Source organism: Microcystis sp. M_QC_C_20170808_M9Col, assembly GCF_007095495.1.
GTDB lineage: Bacteria > Cyanobacteriota > Cyanobacteriia > Cyanobacteriales > Microcystaceae > Microcystis > Microcystis aeruginosa.
On sequence record NZ_SFBZ01000294.1, the window covers coordinates 1 to 15,089 of the forward strand.

Sequence of the window (15,089 nt, forward strand, 5' to 3'; positions counted from 1 at the left end):
CTTCGATTGTTCCCAATTGTTTTCGATCTAGAACGAGCTAATCAATTAAGTCTCTTGCCGGATAAGGATTTAGTCGATTTATGCCCCCTGATCGAATCATACCAAGTAACGAAGAGCCGCTTTTTATTGATGCGTCAGTTCAATATTAATGAAGCATTAACCACCGATCGCCATTTTGAGCAAGAAGGTTTTCACCGTTTACTTGTATTCTAAAAAGGGCAGAGCTACGTCAGGGGTTGGTATTTCTCCAACTGGTACTCTTGCCATTTCCCCGGCCTCCGTTCGGTGAGGGATTGGGCGTTCCCCAACTGTGCGGCAGCTTCCCGCCAGAATTGTTCAAAGTTCTGCCGCAGTTCTCCGGTGGCAATCATTGATTTTAACGCGATAATTTAGTCAACAATTCCAAGAATTTTTGACTATTAGGAGTCAAGAGAGTTCGACGATAGGCATCGGCGGCCTTTTTAATCGCTTCCGCTTGGGTAGGATAGGGATGAATAACAGTAGAGAGTTTACTCAGTCCGATTTTAGCAACCATAGCGGTGGTAATTTGAGAAATCATCTCACCGGCGTGAGCGGCGACGATAGTGGCTCCTAAAATTTGGTCGGAACCTTGTTTGTGAATAATTTTTAAAAAACCTGCTGTTTCCCCATCAGCGATAGCTCGATCGACTATACTCAAAGGAATTTTAATAGTATTAGTGGCCAATCCCCGGGCTTGTGCTTTGGTTTCATCCATGCCCACATGGGCGATTTCTGGGTCGGTATAAGTGACCCAAGGCATAACTAAATTACTGAGCTTATAGCGTCCGAAACCGAAGGGAGAAAAGAGAGTATTTTTAATCACAATACGGGCGGCTGCATCGGCGGCATGGGTAAATTTCCAATCCATACAGATATCACCGGCCGCATAAATTTTCGGGTTAGTAGTTTGCAGATAATCATTAACTTTGACTCCCCGACGAGTATCGTATTCCACGGCTACCGCTTCTAAATTTAATCCTGACACATTAGGCTCCCGGCCCGCAGCGATTAAAATCTCATCGACAGTGATAGTTGCTCCTTGGCCGTTGCTAGTATATTCAATGGTTTTACCCCGCTCATTTTTTGTCACCCGTTCAATTTGGCAGCAGAGAATCAATTGCATTCCTTCCCGCAGGAAAGTATTCTCAATAATTTCGGTCGCTTCTCGGTCTTCTTTATTCAAAAGATGGGAATGATTATGAAATAAAATCACCTGCGCGCCTAACCGTTGAAAAGCTTGGGCTAATTCACAACCAATCGGCCCGCCACCGATAACAGCTAATCGAGGAGGTAATTCTGTTAGGGAAAAAATTGTTTCATTGGTATAAAATCCCGCCTCTTTTAGTCCGGGGATATCGGGATGAAAAGCCCTAGCACCAGTGGCAATGACAGCTTTTTTATAATCGAGGGTTTTTCCCGTCACTTCCACAGCATTTTGTCCTAAAAAACGAGCGCTACCCAAGAAGACATCGATACCTAGTTTTTGGAAACGTTGCACCGAATCATTAGGGCTAATATCGGCGCGAATTTGCCGCATTCTGGTCATGACTCTGGCAAAATCTACCCTAGTATCCCCAATATTAATTCCTAATTTTTTGGCTTTCTCAATTTCCCCGATAATTCTAGAGGAACGAATCAGACATTTAGAAGGAACACAACCGAAATTGAGGCAATCTCCCCCCATGAGGTGTTTTTCCACTAAAGCCACTTTTAAACCTATATCTAAACCCGCCGCTCCCGCCGCTACGACTAAACCCGCAGTACCCGCACCAATGACGACTAAATCATAACAATCTTGGGGTTGTGGATTGACCCAATCGGCAGGATGAACATAATTAACTAATTTTTGATTATGTTCGTCCATGGGGAGAACATTAACTTCCCTAGAGCTATTTTCAAACATAATAAAGTAGTTATCTTAATGGTGAGATACGAAGTTTTCGTTTTGGGGAGTCAGGAGATAGGAGTCAGGAGTCGGGAGATAGGTTTTAGGTTTTGGGGTTTTGGGGTTTTGGGGTTTTAGTTCAATTTCCCCACACCCCACACCCCACACCCCACACCCCACACCCCACACCCCACTTCCCCAACCCCTGACTGATAAATGATTACTATTCATTGATAACTGATGCCAGGGCCTGACGGGCAATTTTTGTGACGTAGAGGGTGACGGCAACGGTGGCGATAAAACCGCTCAGGCGAATAGTCCATGGTAAAACTGGGTTAGTGGCGGGTGCTGAGGTCCCGATAGTGGCAAGATTGCCGGCTAAAGAGCCAATATAGACATACATTATCGTCCCCGGAATCATACCCACGGAACCTAGTAGATAATCTTTCAGGGAAACCCCGGTGACACCATAGGCATAATTGAGCAGATTAAAAGGAAATATGGGAGATAAACGGGTTAAAAGCACTATTTTTAGGCCTTCTTTTCCCACAGCTTCATCGATAGCTTGAAATTTACTATTACCTTGAATTTTTTCCACCACCCAACCCCTAGCCAGATAACGTCCCACCAGAAAAGCGGCAGCAGCGCCGATAGTTGCCCCGATAAAGACGTAAAAAGAGCCTAAAACCAAGCCAAAAACCACACCAGCCCCTAAAGTCAGGATTGAACCTGGAAAAAAGGCCACAGTAGCTAGAATATAGATAATTATAAACGCGATCGCTCCTACGGCTCCCAAACTATCCACCCAAGTTAAGGCATGGAAAAGAATAGTTTGAGGACTAAAACCGGTGGAGGCACTGGATTCGAGGGCAAAAGCGGGGGGAGTAGTCAGGAGAAAAGTGCCGCTAAAGGTGATTAGCAGCGGCAAATAACGGCAAATAACCAGCTTTTTCCAGTTGCTGGACTGGGAAATAATCATCACAAGTCCCTAAAAAGAGAATAAAAGAGAGATTAAACTATAAAAGCGAATTAAATAGAACTAGGGGCTATTCTACCGTAGTTATCATTGTTTAGACCAGAAAGCCAATCCTGAAAATTCCCAGAAAATCCCAGTCTCTGGGAGAAGATAGGACAAGCAACAGCCCGGTAATTTTTGCTGTTTACTTGATAAGCTAAGAGGTATCTTAACTGCCTATCCTTAGATTAGCTAAATCTCCCCTAATCCCTTTACTTTTGCCTCTTGCCCCTTGCAAGAGTGCCTCTTGCCTCATCTCAATAAGCAATTTAAATGCGCGGGCAGCTTATTACACCTTGCCGTCTCTGGGGAAAAAATGTCACAATTAGAAATAATTAGCATTGGATATAGCAATTAATCTATGAAAATCCTCCCCAAGGTCAAGGCCCCCACCTTCCTGCAAATGGCACAATGGATCATTAATCCCGTAGCTTTTATGGAAAATGCCGCCCGCAAGCATGGCGATATTTTTAGCACAAAAGTGGGTTTAACTGTAGATAATTTTATCTTTGTCAGTAGTCCTTCGGCCCTACAACAAATTTTAACTAATGACCGTAAACAATTTTCGGCACCGGGGGAAGCAAATCGGATTATTGCCCCGATTATTGGTGATTATTCCGTCGTCATGTTAGACGGAGACATCCACAAAAAACGCCGTCAGCTTTTATTGCCACCTTTTCACGGGGAGAGAATGCGTTTTTACGGCGATTTAATCCGCGATATTACCCTGAGAGTAATGGCAGAATTGCCCGAAAATCAACCTTTTAAGGCCCGTTCAGCCACCACAGCGATTGCTTTACAAGTAATTATGGAGGCAGTTTTTGGAATTAGTCAAGGGGAACGTTATCAAACCCTGAAAAAAATTCTGGCTGAAATGCTCGATATTTTTAACTCTCCAGTGATGGCTTCTTTGTTATTTTTCCCAATTTTGCGGGCTGATTTGGGTGCTTGGAGTCCCTGGGGAAAATACCAGCGTTACCAAGAAAAAATTGATGATATTATCTATACAGAAATTGCCGAAAGAAAAGCTAATCCTAACCCCAATCGTACCGATATTTTATCACTACTGATGTCGGCCCGGGATGAAGAAGGCAACCCGATGAGCGATAAGGAATTGCGCGATGAATTAATGACCTTATTATTCGCCGGTCATGAAACCACCGCCACCGCTATGTCTTGGGCGCTCTACTGGACTCATCGCTATCCAGAAATTAAAGCAAAAATTCTCCAAGAAATAGCCACTTTAGGAGATAATCCTAACCCCATTGACATAACTCGATTACCCTATCTTTCGGCAGTTTGTTCGGAAACTTTACGCATTCATCCCGTGGCAATGTTAACTTTTCCGCGAGTAGTGGAAAAACCGGTAGAACTAGATGGTTATCCTTTAGAAAAAGGGACAATTCTTATGGGTTGTATTTATCTAGCTCACCACCGGGAGCAAACTTTCCCCGATTCCCATGCTTTTAAACCAGAACGCTTTTTAGAAAAACAATTCACCCCCTACGAATATATGCCTTTTGGTGGTGGGGCGCGTCGTTGTATTGGGGAAGTTTTAGCTATCTACGAGATGAAAATCGCTATTGCCACGATTTTGGCCAATTATCAGTTAACTCTAGTTAATAATACCCCCGAAAAACCCAGCCGCCGCGGTGTAACCCTTGCTCCCTCGCGAGGAGTTCCCATGGTCTTAAAAGGACGACGGGAACCTCTGGTGACTGCCCCCATGCTCGCCGAAATTTCTTAAAAAAACTGACAAACTATTGTACAATCAGAGTTGTGGTATCCCATATCATAACTCTGTTTTTTTGTCAATAAAATCGGGGATAATTATGGTCTTAATTCGTTTAGCTAAATCCTGGCAAATTTCCGAAAATGAAGTTACTTCCGAAAGTGTTTATTTTAACCGTCGTCGCTTTTTACAGGGGTTAATCGGGACAGGAATTGCGGGGAGTTCCCTATTATTAACTGCTTGTGGTAAATCCTCCTCCTCGGAAGCTTTAGAAAAAAGTTTGCAATTACCTAAAATTGAAGGGTTCAGCAAGAATCCGCAGTTTTTAACGGTAAATCGCCCCATAGCTGCCGAAACTGTAGCGGGGAGATATAACAATTTTTATGAGTTCGGAGGGGGGAAAAATATCTGGTTAAAAGCGCAGAAATTACCGACGAATCCCTGGACGGTAGAAGTGGGAGGATTGGTAAAAAATCCCCAGACCTACGATATAGATACTATTAAAAAAACCTTTTCTCTCGAAGAAAGAATCTATCGTTTTCGTTGTGTGGAAGCTTGGTCAATGGTCTTACCTTGGCTGGGGTTTCCGATGAGTGCTTTAATCGCGGCAGTGGAACCAAAACCCGAAGCAAAATTCGTCCGTTTTACCTCCTTTTATAATCCCGAAATTACTAAGGGGCCAGGATTACATTTAGGAGCCTTACCCTGGCCCTATGCAGAAGGTTTAAGAATTGAAGAAATGGCCAACGAATTAGCTTTCTTTGCCGTGGGAATTTTCGGGCATGATTTACCGAAACAACAGGGCGCACCCTTGCGAATGGTTATTCCTTGGAAATACGGTTTTAAAGGAGCAAAATCGATAGTAAAAATTGAATTTACCGCCAAACAACCCGCCACCTACTGGAACACAATTGACGCTCACGAATACGATTTTGAGGCTAATGTGAACCCCAGTAAACCCCATCCCCGTTGGTCGCAAGCAACGGAGAAATTTATCGGCAGTAGAAGTGATTTATCCTGGGAAATTATCGAAACTCTGCCCTATAATGGCTACGGTGAATATGTAGCTAGTTTGTATAGTTAAGTTTAATAATTATCCCCATTTTATTCAGTTAAAGTAAGTATTTATGGACAATAAAACCCTGTACGAACAAGACTTTTATCTCTGGATTAGAACTACTATTAATCAACTGCAAGCCAGACAGTTTGAGCGGGTAGATTTAGAGAATCTACTGGAGGAATTAGCAAGTATGGGGAGGAGTGAAAAACGCAAAATCGAAAATCTTTTGATTCAATTGCTGGTACATTTGCTGAAACTAACTTACTGGACAGGAGAAAAATCTAGAAATGAGGGTCACTGGAAAGGGGAAATTCTCAACTTTCGCCGACAAATAATCGAAGAAATTAAAGATAGCCCTAGTTTAAAACCCTATATTCTGGAAATCTTTGAGGAATGCTATCAATTTGCTAGAAAAGAGGCTCAAGTTAGAACTCAATTACCCCTCGATACTTTCCCCGCTATTCCCCTTGGTTCCCTTGAACAAATTCTCGATGAAGATTGGTTTCCCAGTAATAACCATGAGTAATATATAGAGGTCAATTATGGATAATAAAACCCTGTACGAAGAAGACTTTTATCTCTGGATTAGAACTACTATTAATCAACTGCAAGCCAGACAGTTTGAGCGGGTAGATTTAGAAAATTTACTGGAGGAGTTAGCAAGTATGGGGAGGAGTGAAAAGCGCACAATCAAAAGTCTGTTAAACCGATTATTAGAACATTTACTTAGGGTCTGCTGAAAAAGTTTTTCCTAGGGGCAGGGTGTGGCCCCCCAACCCCCCCGACATCGGGGGGGTTGGGTGTGGGGTGTGGGGTTTTACCGATTTTGAAGGGGTCAATTACCTAATTTTCAGGGAAAAAGTCCCTGAATTTTCCCCCCGATCACTCCCATATCTGGTACTTTTTGATTTACAAAAACTCTAAAAGTCTTAACCCACAAGGGTTTTACCATTATTCAGCAAGCCCTAACTACTTCTTCCATGAGTGCATGAGTTCCTATCCTCAGCCAGAAATTGATTTTGTCCGATTTTACTGTCTGGAGTCTGTAGGGTTGATTCATGAATCAACCCTACCCCGGCAGAAATTGATTTTGTCCGATTTTACTGTGCGGGGGGAATAACTTCTAACGGAATACTTTCAGTTTCTCCATCTTTAGATGGATTGACATCCGGACTTTTTTCTGCATCTGGAGTTTTTTCCACCGCTTTGGTTTCTGGGGTGGGGGGATTTTCGGGGGGTACTTCTGGACTGGGGTTCTTTTCCGGGATGGGAGTGAATTCCACCGGGGTTTCGCTTTCAGGAGACGGGGAAACTTCGGGGGAAGGTTCGATATTACGGGTAGTTTCTGCGGGAGTTTCTTCTATCCGGGGAGATTCTGGGGTAGTTGCGGGGGTAGTTGCGGGGGTGTCTTCGCTGATGTTTTGTTCTTCCTGGGGACAAGCTGCCGATTCTAAACCGAGATGACATCGGACTTCCTCCCGTCCCAAAGACACGGCAATTCCCGACACCGACATTAACAAAGCTAGGATGGGTAAGATATTCTTCATAAAATTAGACTTGATTCTACTCCTCGACATCACATTATCTATTTTAGATAGGATCGAACTGATATTGAGAACCCTTTGGCCCCTCATTGCCGCGATTAGCACGTACCAAGGGAACTTGGTTAAAAATGTTAAAATCCGTGGTGCTTCCCTGCAAGGTGATTCCTCGATTTAAAGTTTCGACTACAGTAGCACGGTCAGAACTTTTAGCGATCGCTTTTCCTAATACTTTCATGGTATCGTAGGCGGTAGCAGTACGCCAACTGACGCGACCGCGCCAACTTTTCAGCGCATCTTTGGCAAAAGGATCCGTTGCTTGGAAACTCCAAGGTACTGCTAGAACTAATCCGTCGATGCTATCCGCTCCTTGAATGAGTATATCGGGTGTATAAAGTTCATTTCCGCCTAATAAGAGCATTCCAGACGATTCTTGGGCAATAGCCACGGCTTGATTTATGCGATCGCCGTCTTTACTCAAGGCCAAAAATACCACCTTAGCGCCAGCTTGTCTTGCCTGAGCTATGGCGGTTTTAGCGTTAAAATTGGCTTTGGTTGTGTCCATTTCCTTAACTATCTTGCCTCCCGGTTGCTTTATTGCTTTAGCAAAGGAATCCCTTAATTTTTGACTATAGGGACTATCGGAATTATAAAAAAGAACCACTGAGGGAGAATTCTCTTGCTGACTAGCATAATTAGCCAAAGTTTTGGCCACCGCTTCCAGATAACTGCCTAAAACTTCCTGAGATTTATCCTGAAGGGGAATAGTTTTCAGGGTTAATTTTCCCGTTTGACTAACACTGGTAGTCAGGGGAGAGAGAATCGCTAATCCTTCTTTTTCGTAACTTTCAATCGCTTTTTGACTAAAAGGATCGATTCCGTGGCCTATAACTGCCAAAACTTGACCGGATTGAATCAGATCATCAGCGATCGCTTTTGATTGTAACCCACCACCATCATTAGCGATGACTATTTCCAAAGGATTACCCGGATTAGAATTATTAAACTCCTCTTGATACCTTGCCACACCTCGGAGAATTTCCTTGGCGCTGTTGGGGTCGTTAGCGATGGGGACAACAACGGCTATAGTATTTTGATTACCTTTTTGTCTAGCTTTGGCGTTATTGTAATAGATTTTGCCCTCCGGATCGTTTGCTTGGGGAGTGGCTGCTAGTTGGTAAGCTGCGATCGCACTTGACCAATCTTCCTTTTTAAAGGCCGCTGCGCCTTTTTCTTTGTTAGGAGTGGAATTAAGCAGTATTTTCTCACCTTGGCTAAATAAATCGGGATTTTTAGCCGTATTACTCACAAAAGTTGCCTTGGTTTGCTTGTCTGGGGTTTTTTCCCGGACGACTGGGGAAGTATCGGGTTTGGGAATGAGCATTTGCAATAGACTCCAACCCCCTAAACCTGCGGTTAAAGCGGTAATTATCAAAGCGAAGGGAAGTAACCAGTTCGATTTTTGGCCGACTCTAGTTGTACCCCCCGGGGACACCACAACCGTGGTTTTAACCGTCGTTGTTACGGGATCCATCGCTTCCCTAGGTAGGCCACAGATGGGACAATCAGGAGTAGTATTTTCGCAGGGTTCATGACCCCCCGCAATCGCTTGCGGATAAGTTTTACCATCTTTAGGGATACCGTCACATTGCCAAGTAGTCATAATCAGTTATCAGTTATCAGTTATCAGTTATCAGTGGGTAAGTTAACAGTTATCAGTGGGTAAGTTATCAGTTATCAGATGTGAGTTTTTAAGTGTGCAGTATTAAATAGCAGTTTCTTGCCATCTTTTCACTGATTACTGTTTACTGGTCACTGGTCACTGTTTGAGGACGTTGTCGTAAGCTTTGGAAATAGAGGCCACCGATAAGCAGTAAAAAGAGGATATAAGCAACAATTTGACTGATATAGAGGTTTTGACGATAACCAAACAGGGATTTAAGGAGGAGTCCGGGGAAAGTGCGATCGCTCAAAATTTGGGAACCGTCCCAAACTTGAAAACCGAGAAGACAGGAGGAGGGGAGAGAAGGACAGAAATGGCGATAAAAAGGGTCAATTTCACTTAAAAGACTGATTCCTGCGTCGATATGTTTCAAAACACCGATGAGTAATCCCGCAACGATTAAGAGTAGGAAAGTCCCCATAATTTGGAAAAAGAGACGGATATTAATTTTTACTCCCCCCGCAAATAGGAGAGTTCCCAACAAGGTTGCGACACTTAACCCCGCTATCGCACCGAAGGTTTGGATCTGCCAATCTTTTTGGAATTGGGCCAGGATAAAGAGGACAGTTTCAAATCCCTCTCGCAAGACAGCGATAAAAACGAGCAGAAAAATCGCTTTTCCTGCCCCATTTTCCGATTTTAACCCCGCTTTTACCGCACTTTCTACCTCAGATTTCAAGGATTTGGCCTGTTGAGTCATCCAAATTAACATCCAACTCAACATCAAAACGGCAATCAGTCCAAAAGTGGCGGCCAGTAATTCCTTGAGCATTGGTACGAATGGACTAGGAGAGGCATCCACTTGCAAAAGGATTCCCCCTAGCAAAATACCGACCAAAACACTAGCCACTACTCCCGCACCAATACCACGATACACCCATGAGTTAAGTTGCGATCGACCCGATTTTTGTAAACAAGCGAGGACAATTCCCACCACTAAAGCGGCCTCGAAACCTTCCCGGAGAGTGATAATAAAAGTGGGTAAAGCGGAACTAAGATTCATAAGCTAGTGGATAAACTCTAGCTTTGATCCTAGCTTAAGCAAAATCCCGCAGCATCTTGCGAATTTCCAGATTGTGTAATTCTTCTTGTCCAATCATACCGCGAGCGAATTCTTCTAGGTAAATACTGGCATCTTCAACGGTTTCTAGGAGTGCTTTGTACAAATCAAGGGATTTTTTCTCATGATTGAGGCTCTCACTCAAGATTGCTTTGATATTGTGTTCATAGCTTTCCTCGATGGGGGCAATTTTTAAGCTAGGATGACCTTCTAAACCGGTGAGAATTTCCCCAACTTGTTGCGCGTGGGTGAGGGACTCCGTGGCCTGAGTCTGGAAAAATTGGACGATGGGGATGCGATGGGGCCCTGTCACCATCAGGGAATAGTGGGTGTAACGGACAACTCCCGCTAGTTCAAATTCCATGATTTCGTTCAGTTGTTCGATGGTTTTGTCTCTGTCTAGTTCTCGCATAAGATTCTCAATAATTTGTCTCTAATTGCAATTGTAGCTAATCCAAACCGGCTAAATGAATCTAAAAACCTTGTTGGCTAATACTAAATCCGTTGAGTATGGGCTATGTATGAGAACAGGCAAAAGGCAAGAGGCAAAAGGCAATAGGGAGAATAAATAATCAGTTTTTGATAACCGGATTTAGTATAATATCTTTAGGCTTTTTTGTCATCAAAAAAGTGCCAGCCATTTGAGCAATATAGGGGAAATTTTAGGCACTTTTCCCCTGAAAATGCCTAAAACCCCACACCCCACACCCCACTAAAAACCTTTTCAGCAAATTCTAGGTGCTGAATCGAGGCGATCGAGTCAAAAAGATTTTAGCTGGGGGAATAGCAACTCAAGAGGTCATTAAAGGTTTCATTTTGCCTTAAACCATCGAAAACAAAGTTATTACGCACTAATTCGCCACATATATCCGGTTCTATGTCTAGAGCTTCCCGTAAACAGTCGATCGCTTTTTCTTGTTGACCGAGGGCGGCATAACAGCAGGCGGCATTATACCACGCATAGCGATCATCTTGATCGATTTTTAACGATTCTTCATAACAGGCGATCGCTTCTGGTAAACGCTGTAATTCCTGTAGGATCACACCCTGTTGATACCAGGACCAGTAATCTTGCGGTCGGATATCGAGGGCGGTACGATAATTAAATAAAGCCTCTTGGGGATTGCCCCAATCCCGGAAAGCGTCGCCGCGACGATACCAGGCCCAATAATCCCGGGGTCGCGCCCCCAAGGCCAGATCATAGAAAGTGATAGCGCGTTCGTAATTTTTCAGCAATCGATAGGCTTCCCCTTGCCGGTAGGCCGCCCAATAGTCCCCCGGACTATGACTTAGGGCCCGTTGAAAACAAGCGATCGCTTTTTCGTAGTCCTTTAATTCTTGTAGATAAACACAACCTTGATCGTACCAAGCCCAATAGTTATCATCCTTTACCTGTGCGGCGTTAGCATAACTTTCAGCCGCTTCTTCATACATTCCCAAGTCTTCTAGTATCATACCCCTTTTGTACCATGCCCAATAATCATCTGGATAATATTCTAAGGCTTTTTCGTAGCTGATTAAGGCTCCAAAATAGTCCATTCTTTCTTTTAAAATATTGCCTTGGTCATACCAGTCCCGATAGCTATCCGGACGGCATTCGAGCGCTCGATAGACAGTAAATAGATAGGTCATAGTTATTAATCGATAGTAAGTAGGGAGGCACAATTATTTGTAGGATGGGTTAGCGGTAGCGTAACCCATGCGGGGGTTGGGTTTCATGCTTCAACCCAACCTACGTTCATCTTATATTTAATTCCACCCACCTACTTAATTAGAGCCGTCAGTCTTATCAGTTATCAGTGGGAGTGTTGGGTGAGCAGTGGGTGCTTTTTCCCTGAAAATTAGGTAGTTGACCACCTGAAAATCGGTAAAACCCTACACCCCACACCCCACACCCCACACCCTGCCCCCAAGAAAAACTTTTTGCCGCAAACCCTAGTTATACTTTTAGAACAGATTCAGATCCGTTAAAGCGCCGAGACTGCTAGAGGAGACTAACTTGGCGAATTTGCCGAGAATTCCCGTTTTATAGCGTGGGGGGCGCGGTTGCCAATGGTTACGACGACGGGTTAATTCTTCCTCCGATACATTTAAACTCAAGAGACGTTGACGAGCATCAATAGTGATTTGATCCCCTTCCTCTACTAGGGCAATTGTACCACCCACCGCCGCTTCCGGAGCGACGTGACCGACCACCATGCCATAGGTTCCCCCGGAAAAACGACCATCGGTAATTAATCCCACGGAATCCCCTAAACCGGCGCCGATAATTGCCGAAGTGGGGGCTAACATTTCCCGCATACCCGGTCCGCCTACTGGTCCCTCGTAACGGACAACCACCACATCCCCGGCTTGAATTTTTCCGGCTAAAATTGCCTCTAAACAGGTTTCTTCCGACTCAAACACCCGCGCAGGTCCGGTGATGACTGGAGTTTTCACGCCGCTGATTTTGGCCACGGACCCCTCTGTGGCCAGATTTCCTTTTAAAATGGCTAAATGACCCTCTTTATAGACAGGATTGCTAAAAGGACGGATAACATCTTGGCCTGAGGGCGGTTGGTCGGGAATATCGGCTAAAATCTCAGCGATAGTCTGACCGCTAATGGTGAGGGCATCCCCGTGTAGTAAACCATTAACCAGGAGAATTTTCATCACTTGGGGAATACCACCGGCTTTGTGCAGATCCACGGTAACGTAACGCCCGGAGGGTTTAAGATCGCAGATAACCGGTACACGCTGGCGGATGGTTTCAAAATCATCGATCGATAATTCTACCCCGATGGTGCGGGAAATGGCTAAAAGGTGCAGGACAGCGTTAGTGGAACCTCCCACCGCCATAATTACCGAAATAGCGTTTTCAAAGGCTTTACGGGTCAAAATTTGGCTAGGTAGAATCTGTTTTCTAACCGCCTCGACCAAAACCTTGGCCGATTCTTCGGTACTATCGGCTTTTTCCTCATCTTCGGCGGCCATGGTCGAGGAATAGGGTAAACTCATCCCCATGGCTTCAAAAATGGAAGACATGGTATTAGCAGTAAACATTCCACCACAGGAACCGGCCCCGGGGCAAGCGTTGCGTTCAATTCCGATAAGGTCTTCTTCACTGATTTTACCGGCGCTGTACTGTCCCACGGCTTCAAAGGAACTGACCACGGTTAAATCGCAATCTTTGTAGCGCCCCGGTTTAATCGTGCCACCATAGACGAAAATAGCGGGAATATTCATCCGGGCCATGGCAATCATTGCCCCCGGCATATTTTTGTCACAACCCCCGATAGCGAGGACTCCATCGAGACTTTGACCATTACAGACGGTTTCAATGGAATCGGCGATTACTTCCCTAGAAACGAGAGAATATTTCATTCCTTCTGTTCCCATGGAAATCCCGTCACTAATGGTGATAGTCCCGAAAAGTTGCGGCATTCCCCCCGCTAATCTCGTGGCTGCTTCGGCACGCATTGCTAAATCATTAATTCCCATGTTACAGGGGGTAATGGTGCTAAATCCGTTAGCGATGCCGATGATGGGTTTGCTAAAGTCCTCATCCCCAAAACCTACCGCTCTTAACATGGCCCGATTAGGACTGCGTTGGGTACCTTGGGTAACAATGCGACTTCTGTAGTTATCTGCCATAACTTTATCTTTCTCCAATGGCGGCTTATATGTGCGATCGCTGCTCAAGTTCTCCAATCGCACCTTTATTTCTATTTTCTGACTTTTGGCCGCTCTGAGCAGGTTTTAGGACAGTCCATGTCTAAAGAAAATATAAAACTGTGGGAGTAATGAACTATTCCCCACCGCTTCGCCAAGGGGCGAGTTTCTGACGCTTCTTTGTCGATGGTGGTTGGTGCGGACGGTAATGATTTGGTAGTAGTGGCGTAGCCCTCTTGCTTGAAGTGTGTAAAATATTTGTAATAAAAACAATTGGCTCAAATCAGTTTTTAATGAAGCGGTGTTATCATTTTAGCATACTTAACTCAGATAAACCATAAAGGCTCTCCTAGAGTAGTTATGTAAAAATAGTAACAATCAAGGAAGATATTGAGACTTAAAGTTATCTCAAAAAATAGTTAGAATCCTTGGTTTGACAAGAAGATAGAAACTGTTATAGGCTAAAAGACATAGCTCAAGCCGAGTCTAAACTTAACATTTTATTATATAGGAAGGGGTTATGCTGTCACTCCAGTGGCAAAATTGAGATGCTTCCAGAAAATATTTAAGGTAAAATTAGATAGACTATCTCCAAAACTTAATTAACAATTAGGAAACTAAGTCAATGCTACAATCAGTTAAAGGCATTTATAGACAAGGAAAGATCGAGCTTTTAGAAACTCCCAATAACCTAGAAGAAAGTTCAGTTATTATCACATTTTTAGAAGATAAACCAATCCAAAAATATCCCAAATTAATGTGCTTTGGAATGTTCACGGGGGATGATCAATCTACAGAAGAAGATTTTTCATTCGCCGAATTTCAGGGCGATGCAGATGACCACTTAGATTGGTCTTAAACCGATGAAATATGTGCTGGATACTCACGCCTTAATTTGGTTTTTAGAAGGGAATCCCCGATTGGGAAAAAATGCCAAAACGATCCTTTCTGACCCGAACAGTGAATTAGTTTTACCGGCTATTGTTTTAGCTGAAGCGGCTTGGATTGTTGAGCGAGGCAGAACATCAATCCCTTCGGTTTTAGAATTATTTAGGGTTTGCTGAATAAATCTAAAAACCTTGTTGGATAGGGTTTTTAGACTTGTTTTCCCTCAAAAAGTGCCGACCTTTGGAGTGATTGGGGGGAAAATTCAGGTACTTTTTCCCTGAGTCGGGGGGGTTGGGGGGGCCACACCCTGCCCCCACGAAAAACTTTTTCAGCAAACCCTAAGTAGGTAGGCGTTAAAAATTATCAGATGCCCCCCTTATTAAGGGGGGATTAAGGGTAGGGCTGTTTCATTCTCCCATCAGAATATCAAAAGTAAAAGCGATCACTGTCAGGTAAAATGAGGAGTGACCGGCAACTTTTCAAATATATGTTGAGCTTAATAGAAAAACTGAA

General features: G+C 44.0%; 15 protein-coding genes and 1 pseudogene. 8 read left to right on the plus strand and 8 right to left on the minus strand.

All coding sequences use genetic code 11. The annotated features are described in order from the left end of the window. A partial coding sequence (locus EWV68_RS18650) for a hypothetical protein (RefSeq protein WP_502705779.1) occupies positions 1-213 on the plus strand: 213 nt, incomplete at its 5' end. 163 nt (positions 214-376) lie between these two features. On the opposite strand, the gene EWV68_RS18655 is transcribed toward EWV68_RS18650, so the two are convergent. Both EWV68_RS18655 and EWV68_RS18660 read right to left on the minus strand, forming a co-directional pair. After that, the gene (locus EWV68_RS18655) at positions 377-1,924 is read right to left on the minus strand and encodes a mercuric reductase (protein WP_287170677.1); all 1,548 of its coding nucleotides are present in this window, start codon (positions 1,922-1,924) and stop codon (positions 377-379) included. A gap of 205 nt (positions 1,925-2,129) precedes the next feature. Next, entirely contained in the window at positions 2,130-2,885 is a 756-nt protein-coding gene (locus tag EWV68_RS18660; RefSeq protein WP_287170685.1) for a TVP38/TMEM64 family protein, read from the minus strand. Positions 2,886-3,282: 397 nt separating this feature from the next. On the opposite strand from EWV68_RS18660, the gene EWV68_RS18665 reads away from it, so the two are divergent. The 5 genes and pseudogenes from EWV68_RS18665 to EWV68_RS22145 all read left to right on the plus strand — a co-directional run bounded on the left by EWV68_RS18665 (position 3,283) and on the right by EWV68_RS22145 (position 6,637). Next, positions 3,283-4,668 (plus strand): cytochrome P450, encoded by a 1,386-nt coding sequence (locus EWV68_RS18665; protein WP_287170678.1) that lies wholly within the window; start codon positions 3,283-3,285, stop codon positions 4,666-4,668. Between the two features lie 85 nt (positions 4,669-4,753). Further along, positions 4,754-5,737: a protein-methionine-sulfoxide reductase catalytic subunit MsrP gene (gene msrP / locus EWV68_RS18670; protein WP_061432847.1), complete on the plus strand. Its 984-nt coding sequence runs from the start codon at positions 4,754-4,756 to the stop codon at positions 5,735-5,737. A gap of 43 nt (positions 5,738-5,780) precedes the next feature. Then, entirely contained in the window at positions 5,781-6,239 is a 459-nt protein-coding gene (locus tag EWV68_RS18675; protein ID WP_221275441.1) for a DUF29 domain-containing protein, read from the plus strand. A gap of 16 nt (positions 6,240-6,255) precedes the next feature. Then, a pseudogene (locus EWV68_RS18680) lies at positions 6,256-6,447 on the plus strand (DUF29 family protein); the annotation flags it as partial. Then, positions 6,434-6,637, plus strand: a complete 204-nt coding sequence (locus EWV68_RS22145; RefSeq protein WP_375792687.1) for a hypothetical protein — start codon at positions 6,434-6,436, stop codon at positions 6,635-6,637. The pseudogene EWV68_RS18680 and the gene EWV68_RS22145, both read left to right, overlap by 14 nt. A gap of 176 nt (positions 6,638-6,813) precedes the next feature. Here the strand turns inward: EWV68_RS22145 and EWV68_RS18685 are convergent, their stop codons facing one another. The 6 genes from EWV68_RS18685 to ilvD all read right to left on the minus strand — a co-directional run bounded on the left by EWV68_RS18685 (position 6,814) and on the right by ilvD (position 13,670). Continuing rightward, a complete protein-coding gene (locus tag EWV68_RS18685; protein ID WP_287170679.1) occupies positions 6,814-7,260 on the minus strand; it encodes a hypothetical protein in 447 nt (148 codons plus the stop codon). A gap of 43 nt (positions 7,261-7,303) precedes the next feature. Next, positions 7,304-8,917, minus strand: coding sequence for an ABC transporter substrate-binding protein (locus tag EWV68_RS18690; protein ID WP_287170680.1), 1,614 nt, complete (start codon positions 8,915-8,917; stop codon positions 7,304-7,306). A gap of 142 nt (positions 8,918-9,059) precedes the next feature. Further along, positions 9,060-9,980 (minus strand): FTR1 family iron permease, encoded by a 921-nt coding sequence (locus tag EWV68_RS18695; RefSeq protein WP_061432844.1) that lies wholly within the window; start codon positions 9,978-9,980, stop codon positions 9,060-9,062. 34 nt (positions 9,981-10,014) lie between these two features. Then, entirely contained in the window at positions 10,015-10,449 is a 435-nt protein-coding gene (locus EWV68_RS18700; RefSeq protein ID WP_002731529.1) for a ferritin-like domain-containing protein, read from the minus strand. 359 nt (positions 10,450-10,808) lie between these two features. After that, positions 10,809-11,669 carry a tetratricopeptide repeat protein gene (locus EWV68_RS18705; protein WP_287170681.1) on the minus strand — a complete coding sequence of 287 codons (861 nt, stop codon included), beginning with the start codon at positions 11,667-11,669 and terminating at the stop codon, positions 10,809-10,811. Between the two features lie 315 nt (positions 11,670-11,984). After that, positions 11,985-13,670 (minus strand): dihydroxy-acid dehydratase, encoded by a 1,686-nt coding sequence (ilvD, locus tag EWV68_RS18710; RefSeq protein WP_061432842.1) that lies wholly within the window; start codon positions 13,668-13,670, stop codon positions 11,985-11,987. A 643-nt stretch (positions 13,671-14,313) separates the two neighbouring features. On the opposite strand from ilvD, the gene EWV68_RS18715 reads away from it, so the two are divergent. Together EWV68_RS18715 and EWV68_RS18720 are read left to right on the plus strand one after the other, a co-directional pair. After that, entirely contained in the window at positions 14,314-14,547 is a 234-nt protein-coding gene (locus tag EWV68_RS18715; RefSeq protein ID WP_287170682.1) for a hypothetical protein, read from the plus strand. Between the two features lie 4 nt (positions 14,548-14,551). After that, entirely contained in the window at positions 14,552-14,752 is a 201-nt protein-coding gene (locus EWV68_RS18720) for a type II toxin-antitoxin system VapC family toxin (RefSeq protein ID WP_002763255.1), read from the plus strand. The last annotated feature ends 337 nt before the right edge of the window (positions 14,753-15,089 follow it).